This is a genomic window from Paenibacillus sp. plas6 (genome assembly GCF_057221655.1).
This window is the reverse complement of the sequence record NZ_CM170151.1, coordinates 1,279,786-1,303,140: the sequence shown is the minus strand read 5'-3', so window position 1 is coordinate 1,303,140 and position 23,355 is coordinate 1,279,786. Positions and strand designations below refer to the sequence as shown.

Here is a 23,355-nt window from a genome sequence, read left to right as displayed (position 1 = left end):
ATTCTCCTTAGTTCATTATTTGATGAATAAGCACTGCTTATTATGGGAAATTGTAAATAAAACTATACGTGTTTTGTAAACGGAGGGAGTGCCAATTGATTAGGAGATGGATAAGTATATTGATAGTGCCTGTTATATTGCTCCTACCGGGCTGTATGGGCAGCAACGAATTAAAAGGGCAAATTAATGTAATCCAGCAGCAGTTATTGGCAGAGGACTGGAATGCACTAGAAATACAAATGGATAGATTTACAAAGCTTTACGACAATAATGAATGGAAGCTGCAGTTGCTTGGCGATGAAGGAGAATATGAAACTTTGCATGAAAGCATTCTTCGTTTACAAGCAGCAATTGAGATAAGGGATTATCAAATGGCAAGCTTAGAGCTGGCTACGATTAAAAGTCTTCTTGCCGATATTTACTCCTTATAGTGAAGAAAGGCTAGTAAGCTAATTCCGTGCTGGAAGAAGCTTGCTAGCCTTTAATTTTAAAGTAAAAGATCTATTCCGATGAACGAATGATTATTGCTCTTGTTGCTCTTGCTGAAGAGCTTCATCGTCTTGTTGTACTTGCTCTTGCTCTTGCTTTTGCTCATTGTTTGAACCTTCGTTATTTTGTTTACCGTCTAGCGAAGGAATAGGTATAAACATTAAATGCAATGGCATGTTACTGCCAGGTGCAACAACATATGAAATGGAAACGACTTCTCTATATGCACCTGTACGATACAAGAAGGCAGCCTCCGTTTGCCCAGATAGAATACTATTATTAGTAATCGGCACTAGCTCATTGTTTACAACAAATGCTCCGCCATAATGTCCGCCACGAGGATTCAATAAAATCGCTGTATTTGCTGCTACTCTTAGGTTCAGATTATAAACTGTACCGCCATTACCATAGTTAATAACCTCTTGTCCTGTTATCGCATCAGTACCAACAAGAAGCTTATCATATTCCTGTGTTTTATCGCCAAGGACAAGTTTTTCGCCATTTTCTTCAGTGCCGAGAACTTTGTTAACGATGATTTCACGATTTCCGCCTGCAAATGTACCACGAATATGTTTGCCGTCATGCTCTGATTGCGTCAATGTTTCTAAGCCTTCAATACCGCTGCCGTCTTTCTCAGTTACTACTAAAGAATAACGGATTGGGGCAGGGCTAAAATATTCGCTAAAAATAGTCATCGTTTTTCCAGCAGAAATTGCAGGAAGTCCAACTAATAATTCAACGCTTTCCCCAGGCTGTAAAGTAATATATTCGTCCTTAGCTGGCGTTAGCAGCTCCTGTAAGAAACGGCTAGCAGCGGTTTTACCGCTTTGCGATACATAAGTTGCAGGACCTGCGTAGGTAAAGCGATGCTTAGTAAGCTTAACTGGAGTTTCGTTATTATTTGTTGCAACTAAGTGCAGCTCAAGCGGTCTATCTGCCATATTTTGCTTATGAATATTAAAGCGTACAGCTCCAGAAATTGTATCAGTATAGTCAATTGCAGGGCCTGTCAATTGCTCAGGACTATTAGTTCTTACTGCTGTAATATCTTCAGATTGAATATCGTACTTAATCGAAGGCAATTTTAATGATCTGCCTGATTCAACAGGAACTTTATCACCTGGTTTAGCAAAGTTCAAATAAAATTGATCCTGAGTATACATCACTTCATTTGTAACTGTAATTGTTTTTTCAATTGAAGAAGTAGCTTTTTCATTATCTTGAACTTCTAACTTAATTGTATACGTCCCTGGTTTAAAGAAGGCAGGTTCGTTGCCTGTCCATGTATTACTAATAATTTGACCGTCGTCATAGCTTTTATTGGTATAGTTAACAGGTTCACCGATTTTATAAATCGCTTTGTCAGTTGTAAAATCAGCTACTGGCGGTTGATTAGGCTTTTTCACCTCAATAGTTACACTGTATGGCTCACTCCAATAACCGCGATTGTCTTTTACACGACGAGTAACGGTATATTGTCCGGGCTCTTGATAAAGAGTTTCAAGCCCCTCCCAAGCTTCCTCAACAATACTGAAACCTAGGCTAGTTGAAGAATGATCAGTTGTTGTTACTTGAGTTTCACCGGCAATAATTTTCTTTTCATTAACAACGAAGTTTGCTTTTGGCAACGTATTCCAGTTGAGCTTTAAATACGAACCATTCACATCTAACGTGCTTCCAGTAGCGTTGGCCCATGCTCGGATCGGAATCATTAGATTGCCATTGCGTGAAATGACCTTTCCGCCTGTTTTCATTGATTTTCCATTAACTTTCATAGTGGATTCATTGATCTTGAAGGAAATTTTTAAATTGCCGTATTTAGCAACTGACTCTTTAGTGGAATTATCATAGCTAATTGTAAATCCGTATGCATGAGCTATCGTTTTGAATTGGACATAAGTTGTGCCGTTGACTAGTTCAACATTTTCATCCGAGCTTAATTGAACGCCATTAACGTAGTAGATATTACTGTTTTTAGTAAATTGAAAATGGTCATTTCCAGTAAGCTGATATTGCACAGAGCTTACCGCTGCATGACCATCTACAGGTAATGAGTTTTCAGCTTTTACAGTTGTATTAATTAAAGGTGCAGTGCTTATGCTTAACAATGCAGCACTGACAGTTATTACTTTAAATATTGGTTTCATTATAAATCTCCTCAATTTCTATGACTATATTTTATCAACATATGGTTTAACGAGCATATATGTTTGTTAGTTGCGATATAGATTATAAATTATAAAAAAAATTCAAAATGTTAACATTTTGTGACAAAAATCATTGCCTATTAATCGACGTTATTTTGCAAAAAGATTTTTTTGGAAATAGTTGAAATGCTCGTTCTATCTGTTATACAATATATATAACAGATAGAACGAGTGCTAATATAGCCTCATTGATGGAACAAGATAAATGAGGAAGGTGATGAAATGCTGTTAGCGATTGATCTACAATCTGACGTTCCAATCTATACGCAAATTGCCGAGGCAATTATTGAAGGGATCGCGAAAGGAGAGCTAGTAAAAGGGGAGAGCTTACCGTCGGTTCGTTCATTAGCTGTCGATCTAGGTGTAAATCTTCATACCGTTAACAAGGCGTATCACTTATTGAAACAAGAGGGATATGTACAAATTAATCGTAAGCAAGGCGTAATTATTGAGCCAGTAGCATTTCCAAGTGCAGATGAAACCTTTAAGCAACGTCAGAAGCAACGATTAAAGCCAATTATTTCAGAAGCGATCTGTCGCGGGATGGAACGTGAGCAAGTGATGCAGCTTTTAGAGGAAGTATATGAAGAACTTAAAGTTAATAGTGAATAACTGATTATTATAAAGGTTAGGAGATGAAAATAATGACAATGGAATTATTATGGATTATGTTAGCTATCCTTTTGCCAGTTATTTTTATTACGTCAATTACGCCAGTAATAACTCGTAAAACAGAAGCGTTTGGGGTTACAATACCTGAAGGTGTCAAGAGTCAACCATATATTGCAGCACATATTAAGCGATATATGGTTAGCTCAATACTGCTTGGCGTTATCCTTTTAGTTACCTTATATTTCACTTTACAACAGCAATCAAGTGAAGCGGTAATTACTTGGAGTTATTTCATTGGCATTTTGCTGTATATGATTTTAACATTTGTCGTATACTATACATCACATCGTTCGATAAAAAATTGGAAGCAGCAGCAATCCTGGTTTAAGGAGCAGCAAACTTCTCAGAAGATTGTTGTACAAACGAATTTTCAGCCAAAACGCTATGTTATTTCGACAGCATGGTATATCCCGCATCTTCTAACAATTGCGATGACTACAGCGTATAGCTTAATTCGTTATGATGATTTTCCTGAGCAATTGCCTATGAAATACGATTTTTCAGGTGCGGTTACAAGCACAGTAGAAAAATCTTTGCAATCGGTACTGATGCTATCGGTTGTGGCTTTAGCGATAGTTATTGTATTTTTAGTAAACCATTACGGAATTATTAAGTCGAAGCAGGTTGTAGAAAATCATGATCCAGAAGGATCACTAGAGCGCAATCGCATTTTTCGCTTTGCATGGTCAGTATATACCTGTGTCGCTGGTTTTATTGTTGTCTTAATCATGTGTATTGGTCAGTTAACTCCGCTAAAATTGTGGGAGCCAAAAGACTTTATGCTTGTCGCTGCTGTCGGAATTGGGCTTGTATTGTTAGGGGCAATAACATTAAGCTTGAAGCTTGGCCAAGGTGGCTCACGCATTGTATTAAGGAAGCAAAAAGCTAATGCCGCAGTAAACAATGCTGACCTGGATAAGTATTGGAAATTAGGTATTTTTTACTGGAATCCGCAAGATCCTGCAATATTTGTCGAAAAACGTTTTGGTGTAGGCTGGTCGATAAATTGTGGAAATCCACTAAGCTGGATTGTGTTTATCGGTGTAATTGCGATTGTTTTAATCCCAGCTTTTCTATTAAGTTCTTAGGGCTAAAGGAATAAATTTGTTGACAAAATTGTCACAATATCTATAAAATTGTTGTTGGAATACGACAAAAGCATATTCTTTCGTATAATCTCAAGAATTGGCTTGAGAGTCTCTACAAGGTCACCGTAAATGATCTGGCTACGAAAGGTGAGAGAAGCTCCACAGGGCCAGTGGCGGCATATCTCCTTTTTGCAAAGCCAAGGGAAACAACAATTTTCCATGGCTTTTTTTGTTTGTTCCATCAATATTTTGGGAGGTTATATTCAAAATGGAGCGTTTCTTTCGATTAAAGGAACTAGGAACAAATGTCAGAACTGAAATTATGGCAGGGCTAACGACTTTCATGACCATGGCTTATATTCTGGCAGTGAATCCGGGAATCTTAAGCAACGGTACGGGATTGAATTTTGAAGGAGTATTTTTAGCAACAGCACTTGCAGCAGGTATTTTCACAATTGCTATGGGACTTTTTGTCAACTTCCCGGTAGCTTTGGCTCCAGGTATGGGCTTAAATGCTTATTTCGCTTCTGTAGTTGTTGCTTCTCAGGCTACTGACACGCCAATTAGCCCTGCGATGGGGTTAACTGCAGTGTTTATTTCAGGTTTAATTTTTGTTATTTTGACAGTTACACACATTCGCCAATTGCTTGTTGATGCAGTACCTGACAGCTTAAAACATGCGATTACGGTTGGTATTGGTTTGTTTATTACAGTAATCGGATTAAAAGGCAGCGGTATAATGGCTATCATTGCTTTTGAAGATGGCAGTACGCTAATTTCATTGGGCGATTTGCATAGTTCAAGTGTTGCATATACAGTTATTGCACTTGTGATTATTGCAATCTTAATGGTAGTTCGCGTTCCTGGTGCGCTCCTTTGGGGGATTGTTGCCACAACGATCATCGCAATTATTACTGGCTATGTGAATGTTGGAGATACACTTTCAAACAACTCTTGGGTTCCAAGCTTTTCATCTATGCACTTTGCAGATTTTGACTTTGCAGGCGTAATAGAAGTTGGTTTAGTTACAGTTATTTTAACGTTCACATTTGTCGAGTTATTTGATACATTTGGTACACTAGTTGGTACAGCTACTCGCGCTGGTTTAATGAAAGATCCTGTTGAAGGAAAAAAACGTATCGGTAAAGCAATGCTTGTGGATGCAGTTGGGGTATCTGGCGGTGCTGTTCTTGGGACAAGCACAATTACTGCTTTCGTTGAAAGCTCTGCTGGTATTGCTCAAGGTGGACGTTCTGGCCTTACTTCTGTAACAACTGGTATTTGCTTCTTGCTTTCAATTTTCTTATTCCCGCTAGTACTTTTAGTACCAGCAGCAGCTACAAACGCAGCATTAATTATTGTTGGTGTGCTTATGATGCAATCTGTTAAGGAAATTGATTTCACTGATATGGTTTATGCGATTCCTGCTTTCTTTATCATCGCATTTATGCCGTTTACTTACAGTATTGCTCATGGTATTTCCTTCGGTCTTGTATTTTACGCAATTCTTGCTACAGCAGCAAATCTTACGAAAAAAGGCAAGTATAAAGTTCATTGGTTAATTTGGGTACTTGTCGTTATTATCATCTTTAAATATTTATTTATGGGCGGAGAATAACTAAATATTATTGCATATAACAAAAGCAGCGCTTGGCCGGCGCTGCTTTTTGTTATGTTTGATGCTATCGAGAAGTAAAATTAGTTTGCTGATTCACCATTATTTAAATTAAGCTGCCATTGAATGCCATAGCGATCTGTCACTTGTGCATATAGCTTGCTCCAGAAAGTTTCCTGCAATTCGAGTACGACTTGCCCGCCTTCTTTAAGCTTGTTATAAACATCCTTTAATTTATTTTCATCATGAGTAACGTAGGCTAGTGTAATATTATTGCCTACAACATAATCCATGCCAGGATAGTTATCGGAGAACATAAGCGTACTGCCATCAATGACAAGACGCGTATGCATAATTAAGTCTTTAGCTTCTGGGGGAGGAGAGCCTTCCCCGTGATCGGGAATATCTCCAAATGTCATAAACTTTGGCTCATGGGTATCAAATACATGTTTATAGTATTTTACAGCCTCACGGCAATTTCCATTAAAAATCAAATAAGCTTCGATTGCCATAACTATCTCCTTCTCATCATTTATTTCAAATAACAAATGCAACATGTTCAGTATTTCCATTCGAAGTTTCCTTCAATCATTGGTGTAATCATTGCAATTATTAGGAAAATAACGTTACAATTTAATAGGTATGATCTGCTGATTGTAACAGTAGATAAGAAGTACAATCATTTTACAGCGTTAGAAATTTTTAATTGCATAAGGAGAAGAACAATGTATAAAGTTGATTTGAACTGTGATATGGGTGAAAGCTTTGGAATCTATTCGTTTGGTCAAGATGAAGAGCTGATGAAGTATATCACTTCCGCCAATATTGCGTGCGGCTTTCATGCCGGAGATCCTTTAACGATGAGAAAAACAGTTAAGCTGGCTTTAAAATATAATGTAGCAATTGGCGCGCATCCAAGTTTGCCAGATAAACATGGCTTTGGTCGCCGTAAAATGGATATTAGTGCAGAAGAAATATACGGGCTTGTTTTATATCAAATTGGAGCACTGCAAGCTTTTGCCGTTGCTGAAGGTAGTAGTCTGCAGCATGTCAAGCCGCATGGAGCGCTTTATCATATGGCTAATGAAAGTGATGCAGTTGCTGAAGCGATTGCTGAAGCAGCCTATCGTATAGACCCGGATATTTATTTAGTGGGTCAATCGAATAGTAAGCTTGTTAAGGCAGGGGCACGGGCTGGCCTTCGGACATTAAATGAAGTATTTGCTGATCGAAATTATGAAAAAGACGGTACATTAACACCTCGCTCTCATGAGCAAGCATTAATTGTTCAATCGAAATATTCAACAGAACGGATGATTCGAATGGTTAAGGAATATAAAGTGGAAAGCCGCACAGGAGAAGATATTCATATGCGCGCAGATACAATTTGTGTGCATGGCGATTCTCCTGATGCTTTAGAGCATGTTACTCAATTATCGAAGGCATTGAAAGAAGCAGGTATTGAAATTGCTCATCCATCTAAGCATTTGGAACTCTAGCATAACGTTATTTTAATTAACGATTTTTACAGAAATGAGGTTGAGGTTAATATGGACGTGTCAATTACGCCGCTTGGTGAAAGGGCGTTGCTAATTACAGTTGGCAATGAAATCAATGAGGAAACACATCGGAAAGTAGTTGGCTTGTTAGCGAGGCTTGAAGCAGAAAAGCTGTATGGTGTTGTTGAATACGTTCCAGCCTATTGTACGATAACAGTACATTATGAACCGAGTAAAATATGGCGTAATCTAGAGCAAAGCGATCAAATGCCGATGCTGCCAAGTCAATGGCTAAAGCAGCAAATATTAGCTTGTTTAAATGACTTTACGCTTCAGCCTGAGCAGTTCGAAGAGTATCAAGGCAGGATTGTTGAAATTCCTGTATGCTACGGGGGCAGCTTTGGACCTGATCTTGTTGAAGTAGCGAATTATAATGATCTTTCAGTCGAAGAAGTAATTGCAATTCATAGCGGAACGACCTATCTGGTGCATATGCTTGGCTTTACTCCCGGTTTTCCGTATTTAGGTGGGATGAATCCTGCGATCGCGATGCCGCGTAAAGCTATTCCAAGTGCCTCGATTGAACCTGGAAGCGTTGGCATTGCAGGGGAGCAAACAGGCATTTACCCGATAAAAACGCCTGGCGGCTGGAGAATTATTGGACGTACACCGCTTAAGCTATTCCATCCCGAATATGAAGTGCCTACATTAATTCAAGCGGGGGATCGGATCAAATTTATTCCGATAACTGAGCAGCAATTTTTTAGCATTGGCGAGCTGCACTGGACGTAGGATAGATAGAAAGAGTTTGAGGAGGGAACATATGGCGATTGCAATAAAAAGGAGCGGAATGTTTGCTACAATACAGGATCGTGGGCGATATGGCTATCAAAAATATGGGGTTAATATTAATGGAGCAATGGATGAAGGCGCGGCTCGTGTAGCTAATCTGCTTGTCGGTAATGAACAAGATGAGGCTGTGCTGGAGTTGACACTTGCGGGAGCAGTATTAACTTTTACAGAAAATCATTTAATCGCAATTTGCGGCGGTGACATGACGCCTTATATGAACAATGTTCCAGTACCGATGTGGCAATCGATTCTTGTCCATAAAGGAGAAACACTTTCCTTTGCGAAATACGAAAGCGGATGTCGCGTATATATTGCTGTAGCTGGAGGCTTTGATGTATGCAAAGTGCTGGGCAGCTATAGCACCAATATTCGAGGCGGGTTTGGCGGCTTTGATGGGCGCGCATTGCGAAGTGGCGATGTACTGGAGGTAAAGGCGTTTTCTGAGCAATCCAATTGTGCGCGATTGTGGAAAAAGCTGCAATCGGAGCAGCGACTTTCCTTTACTGCACAGCATTTTGCAATTGTGCTAGATGATGTGGTAACCATTCGTTACATAGCAGGACCTGAGTACGAATGGCTAACGGAGATAAGTAAAGAAAAGTGGAATAGCAGCGTATGGAGAGTGGACATGCAATCCGATCGCATGGGTTATCGCTTGCAGGGAGAGCCGCTAGAGCTGAAAACAAAGGCGGAGCTAATATCACAGGGAACAGTTCATGGTCTTATCCAATTACCGGCTAATGGTCAGCCAATCGTCCTGCTAGCTGATCGACAAACTACTGGAGGATATCCACGAATCGGTATCGTTGCCGCAGTAGATATTCCTGTTTTTGCCCAGTTAAAGCCTGGGGATGCGATCCGGTTTGTTGCTATTTCTCAGGAGGAAGCAGAGCGTCTTCTGCTAGAGTATGAACAGGATATGGCATTATTAAAAACAGCGATAAGACTCAAATGCAGCTCTTGAGTCTATCGCTGTTTTTTTAAGTATATTGAGTTGAGCTGCAGCTGCCTATTTAAAAAAGAGCAAATGGGTTGGCAGCTTGCGTAACTGACCATCTGACGGTGAGTTAATTAGCTTTCCGTTAAATATAAGCGTTGCTGAACCGCCGCCGTCCATATTATAGGCAGATACCACTCCGAGATTTTGCAGTATCGTTTGCAGTTCTGTTAATGTAGCCCCTTTACTTCCATTTGTATTATAACCATCGGTTACAAACAGTAAAATTTGGTCGTCCTTATAGTTTGCTAATACGACACGAGGAGCACGACTTGGAGAGATTTGCCATTTTTTAGGTATTGCTTGTTTTTTGCCGTCCTTAAGCAATATTGGTACAAAGCTTGCCCCAAAACGCGGCTTTAGCTTATCCAGCTGTTCTTTCTCAGTAAATTTGCCGCCAATCAATTCATTATCACTATTAAAGCCAACAAAAAATAAATCATTTTTACTAGGCTGAAAGCCGTCCACATATTCGCCGTCAATAATGGTTGTTCCGATTGGATAGCGCTTAGAGCCTGAATCAGCAAACCCTCCAGCATTAATCGCAACAGCTGCACCGTGCAGCTTCGCAGCCTGTTTCGTTGTCATTGCGTCTCCTAATTTATCTCCGCCTAAAACCATTTTTACTGCCGAGCTTGATTTTAACTTAATCTTCACAGCGTATCCTTTAAAGTTTTCATAGTTTTTATAATATAGCTGAGCTTTTAGCTTATCGCTATTAATCGTAGCAGACGGTGTGCCAAGCTTACTACTAATTTTTTTATCGTAGACTGAATAAGGATAATCAAGCGTCTTTTTTACAGTGGAAAGCAATGATTTCACTAAAGAAGTTGCTTCATGATAAGTACTATAGCTGCTTTCAATATTTGATTTAGCAACTTTTGCAAGCTCAGTGCTTTGGGCTAAACTTTCAAAGGCAGATTGATAGCTTTGCTCGGCAGCACTTTGCATCTTAAAGGAATTCGCAATCGGCGTGATGCTTGGCTGATCCTTATTTATAAAAATAATAATTGCGATAAGAATGCCAATAAACGGAGCTACAACTAGCAGCATTAACCGATTGAGAAATTGAATACTGTTCATGATTTCAACAGCTCCATACTTTTTTGCAGCTTTTGCAATTGCGACTTAATCTCTTTAATTTGTGAATAGAGCTGATTATTATCATCATTTTTATCACTGCTGTTATCTTTAACAAAAGTTAGCAGTTCATTTAGCTCATTAATTTTGTCGCTAAGTGCAGTAAGTTGTTGCTGATAACTGTTATCGAGCTCCTGCAAACGAGTTTCATAGCTGCTTTCAAGTGTTTTAAGCTTCTGCTCGGTTTCTTGCTGTATCTCGACTGTAAGACGAGCTTCTAGTTTGTTCATATACATATGAGCACCATAGAGACCAACAAAAATGAGGAGAACCCATAGCATGAAAAAGTTTAAGAGGAGTAACCGACGATTACGTTTCTTAATGCGCTGCTGGCGCTTTTCTGTAACAGGTTGTGTAGATTGATTTGATAGTTTGACTTGCATGTCTGACAATTTGATTCACCTCTATATGAATTAGACGCATTTTATGACAAAAAGTTCGCATGTTCTTTATATTGTTACAATTTGGTATAGAACAGTCTGTCATGTATAATGATAACTGTAAACACTCGAGAAGGAGGGAATAGTTATGACTGAATTGGCAACATTTGCAGGAGGATGCTTTTGGTGCATGGTTACTCCTTTTGATCGCATGGCTGGTGTTCTTTCTGTTACCTCAGGATATACGGGAGGAGATAAACCTTTTCCAACGTATGAAGAGGTATGCTCTGACACGACTGGTCATGTCGAAGCAGTGCAAATTGAATTTGACCCTTCTATAATTAGCTATGAGCAATTGCTTGATAAATATTGGAAGCAAATCGACCCGACAGATGATGGCGGACAATTTCATGATCGTGGACATTCGTACCGAACATTTATTTTCTATCATTCAGAAGAGCAACGTCAAGCTGCAGAGCGTTCGAAAGAGCAGCTTGCACAAAGTGGTGTATTTGATAAGCCAATAGTGACACAAATTGTACCCGCTAAGGAATTCTATCCTGCGGAGGAATACCATCAGGATTACTATAAGAAGAATCCGTTTCGCTACAAAATGTATCGCAAAGGCTCTGGCAGAGATGCGTTTATAAAACAGCATTGGTCGGTTAAAAAGAATGATGCCGAGCTAAGAGTGCGGCTTACTCCAATCCAATATGAGGTAACGCAGCATAATGCAACAGAGCCGCCGTTTCGCAATGAATTTTGGGATCATCGTGAGGAAGGCATCTATGTTGATATTGTATCTGGAGAGCCATTGTTTAGCTCAAAAGATAAATTTGATGCTCATTGCGGCTGGCCTAGCTTTACGAAACCGCTCGAAGAAGATCATATCGTGGAGGAGCTAGATGTTTCACACGGAATGATTCGTACTGAAGTGCGCTCAAAATACGGTGATTCACATCTTGGTCATGTGTTTGAGGATGGACCGCAGCCGACTGGTCTGCGCTATTGTATTAATTCGGCAGCGTTAGAGTTTATACCTAAAGATAAGCTTGTTGAACGCGGGTATGGACAATATCTAAAGCTGTTTGAAAAATAAGATAGACGAAGAGGAGATTAACCCGGATGACAGAGCAAAATAGTGTAAACGAAGCTGGTAAACAGGTGCTAGCAGCGTTGCGTGAGCGTCGCTCGATCGGTCGCGTGAAGAAAGATGATGTGCCTCGTGCGCTAATTGAACAAGTTTTAGAGGCTGCCACTTGGGCACCAAGTCATCATAATACACAACCTTGGCGTTTTGTTGTGATGACAGGTGAAGGAAGAAAATTGCTTGGTGAAGGTTACGGGAATGTTTATCGTGCGACAACAGGGGATCAAGATGCGGAAAAATATGAGAAGGAAGTTAAAAAAGCATTCCGCGCTCCAGTTGTTATTGCAGCGATCTGCTCCCCTTCTGATGATCCTCGTGCGGTTTTAGCTGAGGAGCTTGCTGCAGCACAAGCAGCTGTGCAAAATTTACTGTTAGCTGTTCACGCTGTTGGTTTAGGGGCTATTTGGCGTTCAGGTGCCCCTATGACTCATCCAGAGATGAATAAGCAATTTAAATTACGTGAAGATGAGCAAATTGTTGGCTTTATCTATATCGGTTATCCTGATATGACTGCAATTGTGCCAAGCCGTCGTGCAGTGCAGGAAGTAACAGAGTGGGTAGAAGGCTAACAAAATAAGCTTAATCGTACATAGAGATGAACGATGTAAAGCTGCAAAATTGAGTTAATTCGATAAGGTATTCAATGGCTTTATTAACTTAAAGCTAATTGAATACCTTTACTTTTGTGAATTTATTGAAATTAATTATAGATAGTTTTGCATGAGATAGAATAAATGCAAATTGATATACTAGAAAAATGGAATGTATAAAAATGAAAATGATCCAAAACGGCAGCTGATCGCATGAAATGCACAGCTGCTTTTTTGCAGCATTCTTTGGAATTATTCATAAATTATTTAGCAACAAGGACATATTTACTAATTATATCTTTTTCCAAATTATTTTTCAATATACAAAAATAGGTATTTATTAATTGAATAAACCTCATTAAAATTAATAATAAACCTGCACATAAGGCACGAAATACTAAAAAATGGGAATTAAGGAGGAAATGTTGTGAAAATTTTGAAAACCTGTGGTTTAAGTTTTTCTTTATTAGTCTTCTTGTCTTTAATCCCGATGACTGTTTCTGCCAATGAATTATCATCTGAAGCAAAATTTAATGAGTTAAAAGAAAGTGCAATTTCAGCAGCAAAAAATTACATTAAAGTAATCAGTACAGCTGGAGAATATTACGAGTGGGAAAAAGTAGAGTTAGAATATGAATTTCCTCTATTTGATTTTGATGGTAATGTGACTTCGTTTTTATTTGATGTTAATAATGAATTTGGAGATGCAGGCTATTTAATAGTCTCAGCAGACGAAAAACCTGTAGTAATCGAGGCTGCCCGTGAAGGTAATTCACCGTACGATAAAAAAGAGAGTGATGACAAAGCTATTTATGTAGGTTTAACGCAATATTTCATAGAAACAGAAGATGAAACATACTTTGATATTCGTGAAGAAGAATGGAAAGACAAAACAGAGCTTAAGAGCAAAGGGATATTAGCTGGCAAACATATCTCAGCAGATATTTTAGAAAACGATGAATCAACAGTGCTTCAGCTAGATAATGCTCCAAACTTTAGCATTCAATCAGAAGTTCAACCATTTACGATTATAAGTTATTCTTCTAAAATCCTATCAGATGTACCTGATTTTTCATGGAGAAAAGGATGCAGCCCTACATCTTTTGCTAACATTATTTGGTATTATCGTTATTCTCAAGGCTATACAAATCTTTTAGCTAGTACAACAACTTCTAACACTTTAATTGATGTGTTAGCAGGCTCATCCTATATGAATACGAATAGTGATGGTGGCACTGGTTGGAATGATCGAGTTACTGGAATGACTAAATTCTGGTCTGATCGTGGCTACACTGTTACAGTTAAAAGAACATCTGCCAATTTTTCGAATCATAAGACAGAAATCAATAATAATAGACCAGATATTATAAACACAGTTAATGATGCAACATATGGTAATCACGATATGACTGGTGTAGGATATGAAGAGTATCAAGATACGGAAAGTAATCTGGCATGGTTTAGATATGTAATCGTACGAGATACTTGGGATTCTACACCTAAATCGGTATATCTTTATGTACCTGCTCTTTCTTGGAACGAGACAGTTACAGTTAAGCCATCATAAAAAGCAAGAGGCTGGGACAAAATAACCCAGCCTAACTAAAAACGGCGGTGACGTTTACGAAAGTAAAATGTCATCGCCGTTAAATTTTTAAATACAAAAGGAACACCATCTGTTAAAATTTTAGTACTCCTACAAAAACATTAAAGAAGGTGTTCCTTATGTACAAACAGTATAACATGAACCAATTAGTTTTGCCTCTAAATTTAGAAGTTAAATTAAATGAAAAAGATATTGCGTTTGCCATTCATCATTTGGTCGAAAGTATTCCCGATGAAGCGTTTCGTTCGTTTGTTCGTCGTGATGGTTGTCCATCCTATCATCCTCGCATGATGCTCAAGATCATTCTATGTGGCTACACCCAATCTGCCTTTTCTGGTCGTAAAATTGAAGCTCTAACGAAAGACAGTATTCGGATGATGTGGTTGGCACAAGGCTACGAACCTTGCTACCGCACAATCAATCGTTTCCGTGTTCATCCTGAGATGAAGGAATTAATCCGCCAGTGCTTTGTTCAATTTCGCTCGAAGTTAGTAGAAGAAAAGATCATTCACCAAGAAGCGATTTTCATTGATGGTACAAAGATTGAAGCGAATGCCAACAAGTTTACGTTTGTATGGAAAAAAGCCGTGGACAAGCATCATACTCGTCTAATCGAGAAGTCGAATCAATTGTACAACGAGTTATTGGAACAAAAGATTATTCCAGAGCTCGAACATGAGCAGGAACTCTCTACGGAAAACTTGTTGGAGATCGCAGAACACCTCGAACACGTGGTTGAAAGCTATACAGAAAAGATGGAAGCATCCGAAAATACGAGCGAACGAAAGCAATTACGAAGCAAGCGTAAAGTGCCAAAACAAATGCTCAAGCAAGTCCGTGAATGGATTGAACGAAAGAAAAAATACAAGCAGCATCAACAACAGTTTGGAGATCGAAACAGCTATTCGAAAACCGATCCGGATGCGACGTTTATGCGGATGAAAGATGACTATATGAAGAATGGTCAGTTAAAGCCTGGATACAACGTACAAATTGCGACAGAAGGACAATATACACTGGCGTATGGGATCTATCCTAATCCAACAGACACGAAGACGCTCATTCCTTTTCTTAATGAAATTGAAAACCAATACTTCGACTTACCTACCTACATCGTGGCGGACGCAGGCTATGGAAGTGAACAAAACTATGAGGATGTCATCACCAATCGCAAGCGTGTTCCATTGATGAAGTATACGATGTATGAGCGCGAACAAAAGAAGAAGGTAAAGAACGATCCCTTTCAACCGAGAAACTGGCAGTACGATACGGAGGAAGATCGATATACCTGCCCTAATGATCAATATCTCACCTTTCAACGCTATGCTACTCGTAAAGATAAAGGCGGGTTCCAACGTCAGTTTAAGATCTATTCATGTTCGGATTGTACAGGCTGTTCCTTCCGAACAAGCTGCACAAAGGCAGGAGAAGGACGAAATCGACAACTGTTAATAAACGATCGTTGGGAACAACAAAAAATATATGTACAAGAACAGCTTTCAGAAGAAAAAACAGGTGAACTCTACCGTCAACGTAAAATCGACGTAGAGCCAGTTTTTGGATTCTTGAAGGCTAATTTAGGTTTCACTCGCTTTTCAGTTCGAGGAAAACGGAAAGTTGAGCATGAGATTGGACTTGCCTTAATGGCAGTAAACTTAAGGAAATATGTGCTACGAACGTAGCATAGCATTAGAAAAACAGAGCCTAAAATGAGCAAACGGTGAAATCTTTGAACAGATTTCACCGTTTGCTTGTTTTAAGAGACAAGTTTTGTCCCAGGCTCTTTTTATTCTAAGGATAAAATATAGTTAAACAATTGCAATACGATATCTCGATTTTGTGCCCGATAAATGGAATTTTCTGTATGTAAATATCCTGTACTAACATAACGCACATTTTCAGCCACTTGCAAAGTGAAATATTGACCAACACTATCTGGAAGGTCTACAGGCTCATATTCGTTATCTTTAATTAGTTTAATGATGTTTTCCATTACTTCTGGATCGTTAATCGTTAATGTATCGCCGTTTCCATATGTCAACACGAATTGATCTGAGAAACTTAGCGAATCTTTATCGAAGCTTTGATCTCCACACCCAGAAATAAAACTAATCAATAAAAGTAAACATAAGCATTTTGTTATTTTCATTTCTCATCCTCCTTTTACAATATTGACGAACCATTTTGTAAAAAAGTTACATATATTCATAATATTGAGTTTTGGTATTGATGATTATCTTAAAAGTGCTAAGTCTTGAGTGGAAATAGGTTGCGCTCCGTAATAATGTTGCTAAATGTCTAATTATTAAGGGGATAAAAAAGGTGTTCAAACAGTCGAGAGATAAGACTGTTTGAACACCTTATTTATATTGTGTTATTTTCCGTAAGGACCGCTGTTGCTTGCCTTATAATAATTGCCTTTAAACTCAATTGCGATTGCCTCGTCAGTTGCAACATTTGAAATTTTATACAGAGGGGTTCCTTCTTTGTATTTGTTAGAGAATGTTTTTGATGGTGTAAAGCTTTCATCGTTTGAAAATTGTTCGACTTCGCCAATTTTATTTTCAATATCGGATGCACTAATGGTTTGACTGCCTACTACATACAAATTTTTGTTCCAAACGACAAAATTAGAAGCCCAGTCTCCGCTTGATTGATTTTGATTGGAGCAGGCAACAATAAATATGAATAACAATAAAGTTATACAATAAGCTGCATATTTTTTCATATACACTCCTATAAGTTTATTAATCTAAATTGAGTTCTTGAATTGAACCACTCTATTGGAGTTATGCCGATACTCTTTTTTTAGTGTATCATTTAAAATTTAGATTCTATTGTAATTTTCATAGGAGGTTCTTTAGCTATCACAAGTGATCGTTTTTTACATTTTTTCATTATTCATGAAATACTAATTAATACACTGTGTAAAGAGGTAAGCTTATATCGGAAATAATTTAAATACGAATAGATGAACATTACAGCAGCTTTTTTACCGAAAAATTTTCACTTAGCAAATACCAGTTTGTATCGGCTTCGATCCCCAGCTTCCAATAGCTAATTCCTCGTAAACCGTATTGCTTCACAAGATTAAATTTTGCTTGTAGACTGCGAGCATCCTCAAACCATACAATATGCTGTTTATGCTCCGTATCGTAGAAGGAAAAATGAGGAGCTTGAGCGGTATTATCGTATTCAATTGCAGCTTTACGTTCTCTTGCTAATTTAATAGCGTCTTCTGTGCTAAGTGCGGTTGCGCGAGATTCGCCTTCGACATACGGCAATGTCCAATGATAACCATATAAAGGGATGCCCAGCATAATTTTATTTGCAGGGATTTCAGTAACGGCATAGTTAATCACTTTAGTCACTTCATTTAATGGAGCTACAGCTCGCGGAGGTCCGCCAGTCCAGCCCCATTCATAGGTCATAAGAATAACAAAATCAACGATTTCTCCATGAGTCTTATAATCATGGGATTCATAAAGTACACCTTGTTGCTCTGCACTATATTTCGGAGCTAATGAAGTGGAAACAAGATAGCCGAATTGATGTAAATGGGCGGTGATGTCACGTAACCATGAATTGTACAGTTCGTGATCTTCGGGTGGAATATATTCAAAGTCGATATTAAGTGCTGTAAAGCCTCGATCAGCCATTGTATTTGCCACGGTAGTAATTAGATGAGCATAGCTCTGCTGATTGTTTAATACTTCATGAATAAGCTCGCTAGAAAATCCTTCGTCAGCTATATTCGTTATTGCCATCATCGGGGTAACGTTGTTTCCCAGTGCAGCATCACGCAAGTTTGCATCATCTAACTCCTCTAATGTTCCATCTCCCTTAATTTTATAACTGAACATGGTGACGTATGTAAGCTCTTTACTGTGCTGAACAATTTCATCTACAGCTTGTTCATCCGTACGCTCCATAAAGCCATTTACTTCAATCCTCGTTAGTTTAGGTGCTGGTATTATTAGCAATTGACCAGGCTTAATGTTGGCAGGATTAGTGAGTTGATTAGCGATAGCAACTTCCTGCAAGCTTAATCCGTATTGACGAGCAATCGACCATAACGATTCACCGCGCGCCACGATATGCGTTCGATTACCTGAAGGAGATGGAATGATAAGTGCTTGCCCAACGATGAGCGGATCACTTTGCTCAATTTTGTTCACTTCAATAATGTGCTGGAGAGGAACGCCATAATGCTGAGCGAGATTCCATAACGAATCGTTGCGCTTTACAGTATGAATTTGCATATTAAGCCCTCCTAATCAAAATATGTAAATAGCTAATCCGCTAAATCGAACAAAAAATAAGTTGGATTATACGCTAAAGTATATTCTGAAAAGTTACATGTTATTAGTAATTTGTATATGTTTGCATGTTTTCACTAATATTCGGTGTATAAATGACGTATAATGTTAGATTTTCGCGCATAATGCAAAAAAAAGAGGGGAAATCGTTTTGAGATTCCATTGATTATGTGAGAAAAACGAACTATAAGAATTAAAAGTTTGTGAATGTTCGTATTTTGTTGACAGTGCCTAATACATTCGTTAAACTATAATTGTTGTTAAAAACAGAATATGATTATCTCGTATATGTTTGAGGGAATGGCTCAAACGTCTCTACCCGGAACCAAATCTTTCCGGACTACGAGCTTCGTTATACAAGTTATTTATAGAAAATTTGTAAAGCCTGAGGGTGAAGCATTTGAAATTACTAGTTTTGCGAAGTCCAGTAGCAAGTAGAGCCACGAGATTTGCTAGTGGAATTTTTTTCGCTTAAATGTTGAATAGACTAGATTTTTTGCTATTTATTTAATGCTGTAATCACTTTTAGGCGATAAAAATGTACCTCTAAGCGCAGTTGCTCTTCCTATATGTAAGCACTTCGATAGAGGTTTTTTTATGTCATTAAGGAAACAATGACATTTAGAGAGTATGCAGTTGTAAAACTTTAATATAAGAAGGTAGGTAGTGGTTGATGTCTGCACAGGTTGGTGTAATTATGGGAAGTAAGTCAGATTGGGCAACGATGAAACTGGCATGCGATATCCTTGATGAATTAGAAATCCCGTACGAAAAGAAGGTCGTTTCTGCACATCGTACGCCAGATTTAATGTTTGAGTATGCAGAGACAGCGGCTGAACGAGGCATTAAAGTAATTATTGCTGGTGCCGGAGGGGCTGCTCATTTGCCAGGTATGGTTGCAGCGAAAACAACACTTCCTGTCATTGGCGTGCCTGTAAAATCATCAAATTTGAACGGACTTGACTCCTTGCTGTCGATTGTTCAAATGCCTGGCGGAATTCCTGTTGCAACTGTAGCGATTGGCAACGCAGGAGCAACAAATGCAGGCTTGCTAGCTGCTCAAATGATTGGCGCTTTTGATCCATCTGTGCAAGCTAAGGTTGCTGCTCGTCGTGAACGAGTGAAACAAGAAGTTTTAGAAAGCAGTGAAGAACTATGAATAGCCAGCAGGTAAAGGAAATAAAAACGATACTTCCTGGTGCAACAATTGGCGTTCTTGGCGGCGGTCAGCTAGGTCGCATGCTTGCAAATGCAGGCAGCGAGCTTGGCTACCGCTTTGTTACGCTTGACCCAACTGAGAATGGTCCAATGGGACAAGTGAGCGATCAAATTGTTGCTAAATACGATGATGCTGAAGCTGCACGCAAGTTAGCACAACGCGCCGATGTAATTACGTATGAATTTGAAAACGTAAGCGCCGAGGTAGCGGGTATGCTAATGCAGGAGGCTTATGTGCCGCAAGGCAATCAATTGCTTTATACGACACAGCACCGATTGCGTGAAAAACGAGCAATAGAAGCAGCAGGTGTGCCAGTAGCTCCGTATCGTGAAATTAAGTCATTAGCGGATTTGGAGCAAGGAGTTGCTGAATTTGGTACTCCTTGTGTGTTGAAAACAGCAACAGGCGGCTATGATGGTAAAGGACAATGGGTAATTAAACATGCTGATGAAGTTGCTGAAGCATATGAAACCCTTGCTAAAGCTAAAACAGAGCTTGTCCTTGAACAATTTATTCATTTTACAAAGGAAATTTCCGTTATTGCTGCGCGAAGTCCGCAAGGTGAAGTTAAAGTGTTTCCTGCGGCAGAAAATATTCATGTAAGCAATATTCTTCATTTATCTATCGTGCCGGCACGTATTTCAAGTGAACTGCGAGCAGAAGCCGAAAAGCTGGCAATCAAAATCGCGGAAGGGCTTGATGCGGTAGGTTTAATTGCAGTGGAGATGTTTGTTACGGAGCGGCAAGGGCTTTATGTCAACGAGCTTGCTCCACGTCCGCATAATAGCGGTCACTATACGATGGAGGCTTGTCGTACTTCACAATTTGAGCAACATGTACGTGCGGTATGTAATTTGCCACTTGCTGATACAAGCTTAACGACACCTGTAGTAATGGTAAATGTGCTTGGTCAACATGTTGCGCCGCTGCTTGAACTGATGAGCAAAAAGGACGAGCTTGCGGCTAAGCTTAATGTGACGCCTAAAGTACATTTGTACGGTAAGGCAGATGCGGTTCATAACCGTAAAATGGGACATGTTAATGTACTGGCATCCAATATTGAAGCTGCTATGCAATGGATTGAACAAACAGGCATATGGCAACAAGAGTGGAATAGCTGGAATAAATAAAAATATAGAGTGGAAGGTGTTACTTGAATGTTAGAGCGTTACAGTAGACCAGAGATGCGAGCTATCTGGACAGAGCAAAACAAATTTATGGCTTGGCTTGAGGTTGAGCTTTGTTCATGTGAGGCTTGGGCTGAACTAGGTGTTATCCCACGTGAGGATGTAGAGGCACTTCGTGCAAAAGCTAGCTTTGATATTAACCGCATTTATGAAATCGAGCAAGAAACTCGTCATGATGTTATTGCTTTTACACGTGCTGTATCAGAAACGTTGGGACCTGAACGCAAATGGGTTCACTATGGTTTAACTTCGACTGATGTTGTCGATACTGCGAACGGCTATCTGCTTCGTCAAGCGAATGAAATTTTGCGCAAAGATATCGTGAATTTCATCGAAATTTTACGAGGTCAAGCGATCAAATATAAAGATACACAAATGATGGGACGTACGCATGGTGTACATGCTGAGCCAACAACATTTGGTTTAAAGCTTGCACTTTGGTATGAAGAAATGAAGCGTAATCTAGAGCGTTTCGATCATGCGTCTGACAATGTGCAATATGGTAAAATTTCTGGAGCAGTAGGTACGTATGCAAACATTGATCCATTTGTTGAAGAATTTGTTTGCAAAAAGCTAGGTATTAAGCCAGCTCCAATTTCAACACAAACTTTGCAACGTGACCGTCATGCGGAATATATGGCAACTCTGGCGTTAATTGCAACTTCTCTTGATAAATTCGCTACAGAAATTCGCGCACTGCAAAAAAGTGAATTCCGTGAGGTTGAAGAGCCATTTGCCAAAGGTCAAAAAGGTTCATCTGCAATGCCGCATAAACGCAATCCGATTGGCTGTGAGAACATTTCTGGTCTATCTCGCGTTATTCGTGGTCATATGATTTCAGCTTATGAAAATGTAACGCTATGGCATGAACGTGATATTTCTCATTCATCTGTTGAGCGCGTTATTTTGCCTGATGCAACGATGCTGCTTAATTATATGTTGAATCGTCTAGGAAACATCATTAAAAACTTAACGGTGTTCCCTGAAAATATGAAACGCAATATGCAAGCAACGTATGGTGTGCCATTCTCTGGCCGTGTAATGACGAAGCTTATCGACAAAGGCTTTAGCCGCGAGCAAGCTTATGATACGGTACAACCACGTGCAATGCAGGCTTGGGAAACTAAGCAATCTTTCCGTGAAATTGTTGAAGCAACTGAGGAGATTACTTCAGTTCTATCGCCAGAGGAAATTGATGATTGCTTTAATCCAGCTTGGCATCTAAAACATGTGGACACCATCTTCAAACGTCTTGGTTTAACTGAATAGTAAACTGAAGAAGGAAAGCGGGCTCCCCGCTTTGGATCACGTTGGCGTTTAGCGCTGTGCGCTTCTAGCATTATCACTCCGCAGCTAGGTTTCGCTGCTTAGAATAAGCATAGAGCTGAGTAGCCAACGTGAGGCAATATATTACATTTAGGAGGAAAGTTCATGACTACGCAAGTGAAGGCTATTTCATCAGCGGTTGAGTATGTTCGCGCTCCGCTGATATACAAAGGCAAGGTTCGAGAGTTGTACGATTTGGGTGAACATTTTCTAATTGTTGTAACTGATCGTATTTCAGCTTTTGATTATGTGCTTGAGCCTGCTGTTCCTGACAAAGGCAATGTGCTTAACTCACTTTCAGCATTTTGGTTTGAGCTAACAGAGGATGTGATTGCTAACCACGTTGTACATACTGATGTGTACAAGCTTGGGGATATTATCACTGAACCTGAATTGTTTAAGCACCGCATAATGGTTACACGCAAAGCAGAACGCATTGATATGGAGTGCATTGTGCGTGGCTATATTACAGGCGGTGGCTGGAGACAGTATGAAAAGAGCGGAACGATTAATGGTGAGAAGTTGCCTGAAGGTTTGCGTAAAAATGAAAAATTGCCTGCTCCAATTTTTACACCATCTGCAAAAAATGATATTGGTCATGACGAAGATATCTCATTTGCGGAGATGGCAAAACGAATTGGCAAGGAGCTAGCGGAAACGCTACGCGAGCGTAGTCTTGCACTTTACAATTTTGCACATGAGTATTGCTTAAATAAAGGCATTATATTAGCAGATTGCAAATTTGAATTTGGAATTATTGATGGTGAAATCATCTTAATCGATGAAATCTTCACACCAGATTCTTCACGTTTCTGGGCAAAAGAAAATTACGCTTACGATATTGAAATAGATAGCATGGACAAAGAGCCTGTGCGCACGTATTTGCTAAATTCCGATTGGGATCGTGAAAGCATGCCAGCTCCACTTCCACAGCAGGTTGTAGAGGAAACCACTGCACGCTATCGCAGCATTTATACTCGTCTTACTGGCAAGCAATTTGATAACTAGAATAAATTGAT

22 protein-coding genes and 2 riboswitches are annotated in these 23,355 nt (G+C 39.3%); of the genes, 15 read left to right on the top strand and 7 right to left on the bottom strand.

Annotated features, from left to right (window positions below):
* Positions 1 to 95: 95 nt before the first annotated feature.
* Complete coding sequence (locus AC2TDL_RS05865) at positions 96 to 431, top strand: DUF4363 family protein (protein WP_484699259.1); 336 nt, start codon at positions 96 to 98, stop codon at positions 429 to 431.
* A 90-nt stretch (positions 432 to 521) separates the two neighbouring features.
* Here AC2TDL_RS05865 and AC2TDL_RS05860 read toward each other — a convergent pair whose 3' ends face one another.
* Positions 522 to 2,636, bottom strand: coding sequence for a stalk domain-containing protein (locus tag AC2TDL_RS05860; RefSeq protein ID WP_484699258.1), 2,115 nt, complete (start codon positions 2,634 to 2,636; stop codon positions 522 to 524).
* A gap of 282 nt (positions 2,637 to 2,918) precedes the next feature.
* Here AC2TDL_RS05860 and AC2TDL_RS05855 point away from each other — a divergent pair, with 282 nt between their 5' ends.
* From AC2TDL_RS05855 to AC2TDL_RS05845, 3 genes are all read left to right on the top strand, one after another.
* Positions 2,919 to 3,308, top strand: coding sequence for a GntR family transcriptional regulator (locus tag AC2TDL_RS05855; protein WP_484699257.1), 390 nt, complete (start codon positions 2,919 to 2,921; stop codon positions 3,306 to 3,308).
* 32 nt (positions 3,309 to 3,340) lie between these two features.
* The gene (locus tag AC2TDL_RS05850) at positions 3,341 to 4,456 is read left to right on the top strand and encodes a DUF1648 domain-containing protein (RefSeq protein ID WP_484699256.1); all 1,116 of its coding nucleotides are present in this window, start codon (positions 3,341 to 3,343) and stop codon (positions 4,454 to 4,456) included.
* Positions 4,457 to 4,516: 60 nt separating this feature from the next.
* Positions 4,517 to 4,617: riboswitch (purine riboswitch) on the top strand.
* Between the two features lie 107 nt (positions 4,618 to 4,724).
* Positions 4,725 to 6,074, top strand: coding sequence for an NCS2 family permease (locus tag AC2TDL_RS05845; protein WP_484699255.1), 1,350 nt, complete (start codon positions 4,725 to 4,727; stop codon positions 6,072 to 6,074).
* Positions 6,075 to 6,154: 80 nt separating this feature from the next.
* On the opposite strand, the gene AC2TDL_RS05840 is transcribed toward AC2TDL_RS05845, so the two are convergent.
* Positions 6,155 to 6,583 carry a VOC family protein gene (locus AC2TDL_RS05840; RefSeq protein WP_484701066.1) on the bottom strand — a complete coding sequence of 143 codons (429 nt, stop codon included), beginning with the start codon at positions 6,581 to 6,583 and terminating at the stop codon, positions 6,155 to 6,157.
* 213 nt (positions 6,584 to 6,796) lie between these two features.
* Here AC2TDL_RS05840 and AC2TDL_RS05835 point away from each other — a divergent pair, with 213 nt between their 5' ends.
* From AC2TDL_RS05835 to AC2TDL_RS05825, 3 genes are read left to right on the top strand one after another with little or no spacing between them, the layout of a single operon-like run.
* Positions 6,797 to 7,570, top strand: a complete 774-nt coding sequence (locus AC2TDL_RS05835; protein WP_484699254.1) for a LamB/YcsF family protein — start codon at positions 6,797 to 6,799, stop codon at positions 7,568 to 7,570.
* A gap of 51 nt (positions 7,571 to 7,621) precedes the next feature.
* The gene (pxpB, locus tag AC2TDL_RS05830; protein WP_484699253.1) at positions 7,622 to 8,362 is read left to right on the top strand and encodes a 5-oxoprolinase subunit PxpB; all 741 of its coding nucleotides are present in this window, start codon (positions 7,622 to 7,624) and stop codon (positions 8,360 to 8,362) included.
* 31 nt (positions 8,363 to 8,393) lie between these two features.
* On the top strand, positions 8,394 to 9,386 hold the full coding sequence (locus AC2TDL_RS05825; protein ID WP_484699252.1) for a 5-oxoprolinase subunit C family protein: 993 nt from the start codon (positions 8,394 to 8,396) through the stop codon (positions 9,384 to 9,386).
* Positions 9,387 to 9,431: 45 nt separating this feature from the next.
* Here the strand turns inward: AC2TDL_RS05825 and AC2TDL_RS05820 are convergent, their stop codons facing one another.
* On the bottom strand, positions 9,432 to 10,502 hold the full coding sequence (locus tag AC2TDL_RS05820) for a phosphodiester glycosidase family protein (protein ID WP_484699251.1): 1,071 nt from the start codon (positions 10,500 to 10,502) through the stop codon (positions 9,432 to 9,434).
* Positions 10,499 to 10,951 (bottom strand): hypothetical protein, encoded by a 453-nt coding sequence (locus tag AC2TDL_RS05815; RefSeq protein WP_484699250.1) that lies wholly within the window; start codon positions 10,949 to 10,951, stop codon positions 10,499 to 10,501. Before AC2TDL_RS05815 ends, AC2TDL_RS05820 begins: the two co-directional genes overlap by 4 nt.
* Before the next feature lie 136 nt (positions 10,952 to 11,087).
* Here AC2TDL_RS05815 and msrA point away from each other — a divergent pair, with 136 nt between their 5' ends.
* The 4 genes from msrA to AC2TDL_RS05795 all read left to right on the top strand — a co-directional run bounded on the left by msrA (position 11,088) and on the right by AC2TDL_RS05795 (position 15,967).
* On the top strand, positions 11,088 to 12,038 hold the full coding sequence (gene msrA / locus AC2TDL_RS05810; RefSeq protein WP_484699249.1) for a peptide-methionine (S)-S-oxide reductase MsrA: 951 nt from the start codon (positions 11,088 to 11,090) through the stop codon (positions 12,036 to 12,038).
* A gap of 26 nt (positions 12,039 to 12,064) precedes the next feature.
* Positions 12,065 to 12,658 (top strand): nitroreductase family protein, encoded by a 594-nt coding sequence (locus AC2TDL_RS05805; protein WP_484699248.1) that lies wholly within the window; start codon positions 12,065 to 12,067, stop codon positions 12,656 to 12,658.
* A gap of 448 nt (positions 12,659 to 13,106) precedes the next feature.
* Complete coding sequence (locus AC2TDL_RS05800) at positions 13,107 to 14,246, top strand: C39 family peptidase (RefSeq protein ID WP_484699247.1); 1,140 nt, start codon at positions 13,107 to 13,109, stop codon at positions 14,244 to 14,246.
* Positions 14,247 to 14,404: 158 nt separating this feature from the next.
* Positions 14,405 to 15,967 carry an IS1182 family transposase gene (locus tag AC2TDL_RS05795; RefSeq protein ID WP_484697438.1) on the top strand — a complete coding sequence of 521 codons (1,563 nt, stop codon included), beginning with the start codon at positions 14,405 to 14,407 and terminating at the stop codon, positions 15,965 to 15,967.
* 104 nt (positions 15,968 to 16,071) lie between these two features.
* Here the strand turns inward: AC2TDL_RS05795 and AC2TDL_RS05790 are convergent, their stop codons facing one another.
* The 3 genes from AC2TDL_RS05790 to AC2TDL_RS05780 all read right to left on the bottom strand — a co-directional run bounded on the left by AC2TDL_RS05790 (position 16,072) and on the right by AC2TDL_RS05780 (position 18,547).
* On the bottom strand, positions 16,072 to 16,434 hold the full coding sequence (locus AC2TDL_RS05790; RefSeq protein WP_484699246.1) for a hypothetical protein: 363 nt from the start codon (positions 16,432 to 16,434) through the stop codon (positions 16,072 to 16,074).
* Positions 16,435 to 16,659: 225 nt separating this feature from the next.
* Entirely contained in the window at positions 16,660 to 17,013 is a 354-nt protein-coding gene (locus AC2TDL_RS05785) for a hypothetical protein (RefSeq protein WP_484699245.1), read from the bottom strand.
* Between the two features lie 250 nt (positions 17,014 to 17,263).
* Positions 17,264 to 18,547: a glycoside hydrolase family 18 protein gene (locus AC2TDL_RS05780; protein ID WP_484699244.1), complete on the bottom strand. Its 1,284-nt coding sequence runs from the start codon at positions 18,545 to 18,547 to the stop codon at positions 17,264 to 17,266.
* A gap of 319 nt (positions 18,548 to 18,866) precedes the next feature.
* Positions 18,867 to 18,967, top strand: a riboswitch (purine riboswitch).
* 310 nt (positions 18,968 to 19,277) lie between these two features.
* On the opposite strand from AC2TDL_RS05780, the gene purE reads away from it, so the two are divergent.
* From purE to AC2TDL_RS05760, 4 genes are all read left to right on the top strand, one after another.
* Positions 19,278 to 19,763 carry a 5-(carboxyamino)imidazole ribonucleotide mutase gene (gene purE / locus AC2TDL_RS05775; RefSeq protein ID WP_484699243.1) on the top strand — a complete coding sequence of 162 codons (486 nt, stop codon included), beginning with the start codon at positions 19,278 to 19,280 and terminating at the stop codon, positions 19,761 to 19,763.
* Positions 19,760 to 20,953: a 5-(carboxyamino)imidazole ribonucleotide synthase gene (purK, locus tag AC2TDL_RS05770; protein WP_484699242.1), complete on the top strand. Its 1,194-nt coding sequence runs from the start codon at positions 19,760 to 19,762 to the stop codon at positions 20,951 to 20,953. The genes purE and purK overlap by 4 nt, the downstream gene beginning before the upstream one ends.
* A gap of 27 nt (positions 20,954 to 20,980) precedes the next feature.
* The gene (purB, locus tag AC2TDL_RS05765) at positions 20,981 to 22,279 is read left to right on the top strand and encodes an adenylosuccinate lyase (RefSeq protein ID WP_484699241.1); all 1,299 of its coding nucleotides are present in this window, start codon (positions 20,981 to 20,983) and stop codon (positions 22,277 to 22,279) included.
* Positions 22,280 to 22,441: 162 nt separating this feature from the next.
* Entirely contained in the window at positions 22,442 to 23,344 is a 903-nt protein-coding gene (locus tag AC2TDL_RS05760) for a phosphoribosylaminoimidazolesuccinocarboxamide synthase (protein ID WP_484699240.1), read from the top strand.
* Positions 23,345 to 23,355: the final 11 nt, after the last annotated feature.